The sequence below is a fragment of the Treponema sp. R6D11 genome, assembly GCF_054786075.1.
Genome location: NZ_BDHD01000086.1, coordinates 1 through 7,761 on the forward strand (window position 1 = coordinate 1; position 7,761 = coordinate 7,761).

At 46.5% G+C, this 7,761-nt stretch carries 10 protein-coding genes; 6 read left to right on the top strand and 4 right to left on the bottom strand.

The genetic code is table 11. The features are described 5' to 3' along the window. The 6 genes from ACYVTD_RS08255 to dnaG form a co-directional block, all read left to right on the top strand. The coding region (locus ACYVTD_RS08255; RefSeq protein ID WP_461247300.1) for a phosphoribosylamine--glycine ligase at positions 1-701 on the top strand (701 nt) is incomplete at its 5' end. A 69-nt stretch (positions 702-770) separates the two neighbouring features. Then, a complete protein-coding gene (locus tag ACYVTD_RS08260; RefSeq protein WP_461247301.1) occupies positions 771-1,208 on the top strand; it encodes a tetratricopeptide repeat protein in 438 nt (145 codons plus the stop codon). Between the two features lie 3 nt (positions 1,209-1,211). Next, a complete protein-coding gene (locus tag ACYVTD_RS08265) occupies positions 1,212-1,661 on the top strand; it encodes a YkgJ family cysteine cluster protein (RefSeq protein WP_461247302.1) in 450 nt (149 codons plus the stop codon). After that, positions 1,661-2,602 (top strand): MBL fold metallo-hydrolase, encoded by a 942-nt coding sequence (locus ACYVTD_RS08270; protein WP_461247303.1) that lies wholly within the window; start codon positions 1,661-1,663, stop codon positions 2,600-2,602. The genes ACYVTD_RS08265 and ACYVTD_RS08270 overlap by 1 nt, the downstream gene beginning before the upstream one ends. Before the next feature lie 3 nt (positions 2,603-2,605). Next, positions 2,606-3,724, top strand: coding sequence for an endolytic transglycosylase MltG (mltG, locus tag ACYVTD_RS08275; protein WP_461247304.1), 1,119 nt, complete (start codon positions 2,606-2,608; stop codon positions 3,722-3,724). Positions 3,725-3,735: 11 nt separating this feature from the next. Then, positions 3,736-5,589, top strand: a complete 1,854-nt coding sequence (gene dnaG / locus ACYVTD_RS08280; RefSeq protein WP_461247305.1) for a DNA primase — start codon at positions 3,736-3,738, stop codon at positions 5,587-5,589. A gap of 128 nt (positions 5,590-5,717) precedes the next feature. On the opposite strand, the gene ACYVTD_RS08285 is transcribed toward dnaG, so the two are convergent. The 4 genes from ACYVTD_RS08285 to ACYVTD_RS08300 form a co-directional block, all read right to left on the bottom strand. Further along, positions 5,718-6,101, bottom strand: coding sequence for a hypothetical protein (locus tag ACYVTD_RS08285; protein ID WP_461247306.1), 384 nt, complete (start codon positions 6,099-6,101; stop codon positions 5,718-5,720). Beyond that, complete coding sequence (locus tag ACYVTD_RS08290) at positions 6,101-6,550, bottom strand: YkgJ family cysteine cluster protein (protein WP_461247302.1); 450 nt, start codon at positions 6,548-6,550, stop codon at positions 6,101-6,103. Before ACYVTD_RS08290 ends, ACYVTD_RS08285 begins: the two co-directional genes overlap by 1 nt. 3 nt (positions 6,551-6,553) lie before the next feature. After that, entirely contained in the window at positions 6,554-6,991 is a 438-nt protein-coding gene (locus ACYVTD_RS08295) for a tetratricopeptide repeat protein (RefSeq protein ID WP_461247301.1), read from the bottom strand. Positions 6,992-7,060: 69 nt separating this feature from the next. After that, positions 7,061-7,761: phosphoribosylamine--glycine ligase (locus ACYVTD_RS08300; protein ID WP_461247300.1), on the bottom strand; the 701-nt coding region annotated here is incomplete at its 5' end.

Sequence of the window (7,761 nt, forward strand, 5' to 3'; positions counted from 1 at the left end):
CCGGCCCTGAAGTTACGGTTCTCGCGTTTACGGACGGAAAAACCGTAGTCCCGATGGTTTCTTCGATGGACCACAAACGCGCCTTTGACGATAATATAGGCCCTAACACGGGCGGCATGGGCGTAATAGCGCCTAATCCCCATTACACGGACAAGATCGCCAAAATATGCGAAAAAACCATTTTCACGCCCACCATACGCGCCATGCGGGAAGAGGGCTGTCCTTTCAAGGGCTGTCTGTACTTCGGGCTTATGCTGACGGCGAAAGTCCCCGTCGTAATCGAGTACAACTGCCGCTTCGGCGATCCTGAAGCTCAGGCGGTTTTGCCCCTGTTGGAAACAAGTCTTTTGGAAATAATGGAAGCCGTAACCGACGAAAGGCTTTCCGAAATAGACATCCGCTGGAAAAACGACCACTGCGCCTGCGTAATACTGGCAAGCGGCGGCTATCCGCTTTCTTACAAGACCGGTTTCCCCATTTCAGGGCTTGCCGAAGCCGAAAACTCAGGGGCCGTCGTCTACCACGCGGGAACCGAACGCAGGGGAGAAAACCAAGGCTCGTTTTACACTTCCGGCGGCAGGGTTCTAGGCGTAACCGCCATTGCCCCAACGCTAGAAAACGCCCTCAAAAAGGCGTATAAAGCGGTCGATTTTATCAATTTTGAGGGAATTCATTACAGAAAAGACATCGGAAAGTACTAAAATACCCCGCTTAGGGTTTACTTATTTTGATTTATAGATAATAATTATATCATAAGGGTATTTATTTGTATGAAACGTAATATATTCTTTCTTCTCATCTGTTTTCTCATTTTTTCGGCCGCGGTGTACGGTCAGGAATACGACTCCCAGGCGTTAAGATTTTTAAAAAGCGGCGTACAAAACCTTATGAACGGCAATTTCAACAAGGCTATCGAAGACTGTAATAGGGTAATAAGAATCGATCCCGATTCCGCGTTAACATACGTCATTCGCGCGCGCGCGTATTTTGAATTAGGGGACATGGACAGGGCGATAGCGGACAGCACGCAGGCGATAAAACGAGACAAGGAAAACATAGGGGCGTATTCAATCAGGGGAAACGCTTACGGTAAAAAAGGCGACCTTGACAGGGCGATTGCCGACTGGAAGGCGATACTAAAAATAAATCCGGATTATGACGACGCTAAGTTGAATATCGAAAAGGCGAGTTTACAGCGGGGTTTTTAATGTATGGCAAATATTCCTTTTTACGCCGCCGGGTTAAATTTTTCCTGTAAACGCTGTTCGTCATGTTGCAGGCATGAATCCGGTTTTGTATTTCTTTCAAAAAAAGACCTTGAAAAACTTACGTTACAGACAAAGATGGACAGTGAAACTTTTATCGCCGCTTATTGCCGGTGGGTAAACGACTGGAACGGCAAACAGGTTTTATCGTTAAGGGAAAAACAAAACAAGGATTGTATTTTTTGGGAATCGGGCTGTAAGATATATGACGCGCGTCCCGTCCAATGCGTTACGTTTCCGTTTTGGGAATCCGTCATTTCATCCGAGTATAATTGGAAAATGGCGGCTTCAGGTTGTCCCGGAATTAATACCGGGGAACTTCACGACGGCGAAAAAATCGCGCGGTATTTGCAGTTGCGCGCGTCCGAACCAGTCGTAAACAGGGGGAAAGAATAATGAATGTCCGTTTTTGGGGAGTTCGCGGTTCTCTTCCCGCCCCGATAACCCCCGACCGCGTTAAAAGCAAAATCTCCGCGATTATAGAGCAGATAACTCCTGAAGACATTGTAAACGCCGAAACAAGGGAACGTTTCCTGGCGGAACTTCCCCCTTGGCTTTTTGGAACCGTCGGAGGAAACAGCCCCTGCGTATCGGTAGACTTCGGTGACCCGAAAGAATGTATCGTTTTTGACTGCGGGTCAGGTCTTCGCGAATTAGGAGTGTATCAAATAAAAGAAAACAGGAACACCACGCAATATTACATCTTTCTTTCGCACTTTCACTGGGACCACTTACAGGGACTGCCGTTTTTCGGGCCGGGTTACAACCCGTCGTGCGCGATGCATTTTTATTCCCCTTTCGCGAACATAGAAAAGGTAATTAGCGGGCAGATGGTAAGCCCGTATTTTCCCATCGGGCTTGAAGCGATGGGCGCGAGAAAAACGTTTAACCAGCTTACGGACAAGATAAAAGTAGCGGGGCGCGCCGTAAGTTTCAAGAAAATGAACCACCCCGGCGGTTCTTACGCGTACTGCGTAAGCGACAACGGCAAGCGGATAATTTATTCCACGGATACGGAGCTTACTTCCGACGATTTTCAAAAGACGGAAGAAAACACGACTTTTTTCAAAGACGCGGACATGATTATTATCGACTGCCAGTATACGTTAGGCGAAGCCATTGAAAAATACAACTGGGGGCACAGCGCGTTCAGTCTTGCGGTAGACTTCGCGGCCAACTGGGGAATAAAGCACATGGTCATGTTCCACCACGATCCTTCTTACGACGATCACAAGCTTTACGGAATATTACAGTCCGCAAGGTGGTATCTGGAAAGAATGAATATAAAGGGAATTGAACTGACCCTTGCCTACGAAGGTTTGGAAATATCCCTGTAAAATATGCAAAGGCCAGAATCTGAAAAGAAAAAACGAAAAACATTTTCACGGTTGCTGGTAACAATTACCGTAATTATCGCCTGTATTCTCTTTATAGTTCCGGTTCTTCTTGGAACTTTTATGTATTTTAACGCGCCCGTATCTCCAAAGTCAGAAAGTATAGTTTCCGAACTCCGTTTTTCACCGCCCGAAGGAATAACAAAAGAGGGAGAGGGCGTCTATTACGTTGAAGTGCGCAAGGGGGAAAGCGCCCAATCGGTAGGAAGAAGGCTTGAAAGGGCGGGGCTTATCAAGAACAGGTATTTTTGGAATTTGATCTGCAAGTTTAACAAAGGGCAGGTTAAAATTGGAACATACCGGCTGGAAATTCCCGCGAGCCAAATCGCCATTCACAGGATTCTTGTTTTAGGCAAACAAATCTTATACAGGGTTACGATTCCTGAAGGCGTAACGCTTAAAAAAACAGCTCCGATTCTTGAAGAGGCCGGCATTTGTTCCGCGAATGATTTTCTAGAGGCCGCGAAAGATCCGTCCATTCTCGCGCGTTACGGGATACCCAACGCGACAATGGAAGGCTATCTTTTCCCGGACACGTACCTTTTCCCTTCCGAATATCCGGCCAACAAGGTTATCATCGCTATGGCGGATAACTTTTTTTCTAAAATAAAGCAAATTTACCCTTCTTTTACGGCAATGGGCGTTAAAGAATTAAACGATAAAGTGATACTCGCGTCCATCGTTGAACGCGAATACAGGGTGGAAAGCGAAGCCCCGCTTATGGCCGGCGTTTTTTATAACCGCCTTAAAATCGGCATGGCGATCCAATCGTGCGCCACCGTCGAATATATAATTACGGAAATAGAGGACAAGCCCCATCCTTCCGTCCTTTACAACAGGGACCTTGAAATAAGAAGCCCCTACAACACCTACCTTGTCCCCGGCCTTCCTCCCGGCCCCATATCCGCACCCGGGGAAATCGCGCTTAAAGCGGCGTTCTTTCCGGAAAAATCGGATTACTTTTATTTCCGCCTGGAAGATAAAAAAACAGGCAGGCATTATTTTTCCGCCACGTTAGACGAACATATAAAAGCCGGCCAGCTTGTGCCCAAAGGCCGCCTGTAAAAGGAAGCGTAATGGCGTTAATATCAAAAACGACGATTCAGGAAGTGAATAACCGCATGGACGCCATATCCGTAGTGGGCGATTATGTCAGTCTTGAAAAGAAAAGCGGGCGCTGGTGGGGCAGGTGCCCCTTTCACGCCGGCGGCCAGGAAAAAACGCCTTCCTTTACGGTAGATCCAGACAAGAAAATTTACCATTGTTTCGGCTGTAACGCGGGCGGCAGCGTCATAAACTTTATAATGGAAATGGAAAAAATCTCCTTTCCAGAGGCGGTTAAGACAATCGCCCGCAAGACGGGAATTGAGATTATCTATGAAGAGGGAAGCGGGCAGGAAGAACAGGACAATTCGCAGAAAGAGGAACTGTATGAATTGTACCGTAGAACCACCCTTACCTTCACTCATTTTTTACTTGAAAAGCCGGAAGGGAGCAACGCCTTAAACTACATAAAAACAAGGGGCATATCGCAGGAAATGATAGATCTATTTAAGCTTGGCTTTTCACCGCAAGACCGTTATTTTTTGCATAAATTTTTACTTTCAAAAGGCTATTCGGAAGGTTTCCTTGAAAAAACGGGATTGTTCTCCTCGCACCATAAAAATATGCCGCTTTATACGGGAAGGCTCATGTTCCCCATAGCGGACAGGCAGGGCAGGATAGTCGCTTTCGGCGGCAGGGCAATGCCCGGCGTCCTTCAAAGCGACGGCAAAGAGCCGCCAAAGTACATAAATTCCCCGGAAACTGAAATCTACAAAAAGGGGCAGACCCTGTACGCCTTGGATTTGGCCCTGCCTGAAATAAGGAAATCAAAGGCGGTTTACGTCGCCGAAGGGTACATGGACGTTATAGCCCTTCATCAGGCGGGCATTTCGAACGCCGTCGCCCCCCTTGGAACCGCTTTTACCGAGGAACAGGCATCCCTTTTGCGCCGTTGGGCGGATAAAATAGTCCTTGTTTTTGACACCGACACGGCGGGCGAGAAGGCGGCTTATAAAGCCATTATCACCTGTCGTAAAATCGGGTTTAACTGCGCTCTCGCTTCCATGCGAAAGGGGCTGGAAAACGAGGTTGGGCAGGCGGATTCGGAAAATTTTAAGGATCCGGCCGATATTTTACAAAAATTCGGCCCAAATATATTGAAAAAAGTTATTAATTGTACTATAAATGACTTTGAGTACCTTATCTTGCGAAGCGGCTTACAGTATAAGGCGCAAGGCGGCGGAATTAACCGCTCTGCGGAATATATGTTTCCGTATTTGGACGCGCTTGAAACTGAAGTGGAGCGGGATAACGGTATTACACTTGTCGCGGACGCTTTCAGAATAGAGCGTGCCGCGGTTCAAGATGATTTTCGCAGTTGGAAGGCGAAGAGACATTCGCAAAAGGTCCATGATAAGGCGAAACAAACCGATGTTTTGCGGGACGAAAAATTAAGCTGGAATGTCGAACTTTATATGCTTACCGCTGTGGCTTTCAATATGGCGCTGTATAAGGAATTACGTGCGTCGCTGGAAATTAAGGAGATTAATGATCCTGCCGCAAAAGAACTGTTTGTCGCAATGGAAGAATGTTTTATCCATGAGGAGAGCGATATTAATTCTCTTCTTTCAAGGATTAAAAACGAACAGCTTAAAAAGTTCATTACCGACAAAGGTTCAACGCAGGAATTCAACTCAAGTTCAATAAGACAACTTTTGGAGGACGGAATAAAAAAAATAAAAATTAGAAAACTCCTTGATAGAGTTGTCGAAATCGAATCCCAGATGAGGGAAAGCGAACGTTCCGGAGCGGAAATTGACCTTGACGAACTGCTTGCGGAAAAAATGGAAATCGATTCCCAAATTAGAAAACTGGAAGGAAGATAATTAATGTTAAATTTTGCAAAGATGATTCATAAAAAAAGCTCCCCTTTAATCAGGCATTTTACAAAAAAAAATCTCGCATAAAATTCCATTAAAAAAACAGGCGGAAAATGAAACGGATAAAGTTACTGTTAACGTAGCGGACGCCGCGACGCTCGCGATTTATGATTCCGCGGTCGCCAAACTGCTTGAATACGCGAAAGAAAGATGTAATATTGCGTGGTGTTCCTGTTTTCTTTTATTTGATACACTCCTAATTCGCGAAGACCTGACCCGCAGTCAAAAACGATACATTCTTTCGGGTCACCGAAGTCTACCGATACGCAGGGGCTGTTTCCTCCGACGGTTCCAAAAAGCCAAGGGGGAAGTTCCGCCAGGAAACGTTCCCTTGTTTCGGCGTTTACAATGTCTTCAGGAGTTATCTGCTCTATAATCGCGGAGATTTTGCTTTTAACGCGGTCGGGGGTTATCGGGGCGGGAAGAGAACCGCGAACTCCCCAAAAACGGACATTCATTATTCTTTCCCCCTGTTTACGACTGGTTCGGACGCGCGCAACTGCAAATACCGCGCGATTTTTTCGCCGTCGTGAAGTTCCCCGGTATTAATTCCGGGACAACCTGAAGCCGCCATTTTCCAATTATACTCGGATGAAATGACGGATTCCCAAAACGGAAACGTAACGCATTGGACGGGACGCGCGTCATATATCTTACAGCCCGATTCCCAAAAAATACAATCCTTGTTTTGTTTTTCCCTTAACGATAAAACCTGTTTGCCGTTCCAGTCGTTTACCCACCGGCAATAAGCGGCGATAAAAGTTTCACTGTCCATCTTTGTCTGTAACGTAAGTTTTTCAAGGTCTTTTTTTGAAAGAAATACAAAACCGGATTCATGCCTGCAACATGACGAACAGCGTTTACAGGAAAAATTTAACCCGGCGGCGTAAAAAGGAATATTTGCCATACATTAAAAACCCCGCTGTAAACTCGCCTTTTCGATATTCAACTTAGCGTCGTCATAATCCGGATTTATTTTTAGTATCGCCTTCCAGTCGGCAATCGCCCTGTCAAGGTCGCCTTTTTTACCGTAAGCGTTTCCCCTGATTGAATACGCCCCTATGTTTTCCTTGTCTCGTTTTATCGCCTGCGTGCTGTCCGCTATCGCCCTGTCCATGTCCCCTAATTCAAAATACGCGCGCGCGCGAATGACGTATGTTAACGCGGAATCGGGATCGATTCTTATTACCCTATTACAGTCTTCGATAGCCTTGTTGAAATTGCCGTTCATAAGGTTTTGTACGCCGCTTTTTAAAAATCTTAACGCCTGGGAGTCGTATTCCTGACCGTACACCGCGGCCGAAAAAATGAGAAAACAGATGAGAAGAAAGAATATATTACGTTTCATACAAATAAATACCCTTATGATATAATTATTATCTATAAATCAAAATAAGTAAACCCTAAGCGGGGTATTTTAGTACTTTCCGATGTCTTTTCTGTAATGAATTCCCTCAAAATTGATAAAATCGACCGCTTTATACGCCTTTTTGAGGGCGTTTTCTAGCGTTGGGGCAATGGCGGTTACGCCTAGAACCCTGCCGCCGGAAGTGTAAAACGAGCCTTGGTTTTCTCCCCTGCGTTCGGTTCCCGCGTGGTAGACGACGGCCCCTGAGTTTTCGGCTTCGGCAAGCCCTGAAATGGGGAAACCGGTCTTGTAAGAAAGCGGATAGCCGCCGCTTGCCAGTATTACGCAGGCGCAGTGGTCGTTTTTCCAGCGGATGTCTATTTCGGAAAGCCTTTCGTCGGTTACGGCTTCCATTATTTCCAAAAGACTTGTTTCCAACAGGGGCAAAACCGCCTGAGCTTCAGGATCGCCGAAGCGGCAGTTGTACTCGATTACGACGGGGACTTTCGCCGTCAGCATAAGCCCGAAGTACAGACAGCCCTTGAAAGGACAGCCCTCTTCCCGCATGGCGCGTATGGTGGGCGTGAAAATGGTTTTTTCGCATATTTTGGCGATCTTGTCCGTGTAATGGGGATTAGGCGCTATTACGCCCATGCCGCCCGTGTTAGGGCCTATATTATCGTCAAAGGCGCGTTTGTGGTCCATCGAAGAAACCATCGGGACTACGGTTTTTCCGTCCGTAAACGCGAGAACCGTAACTTCAGGGCCGG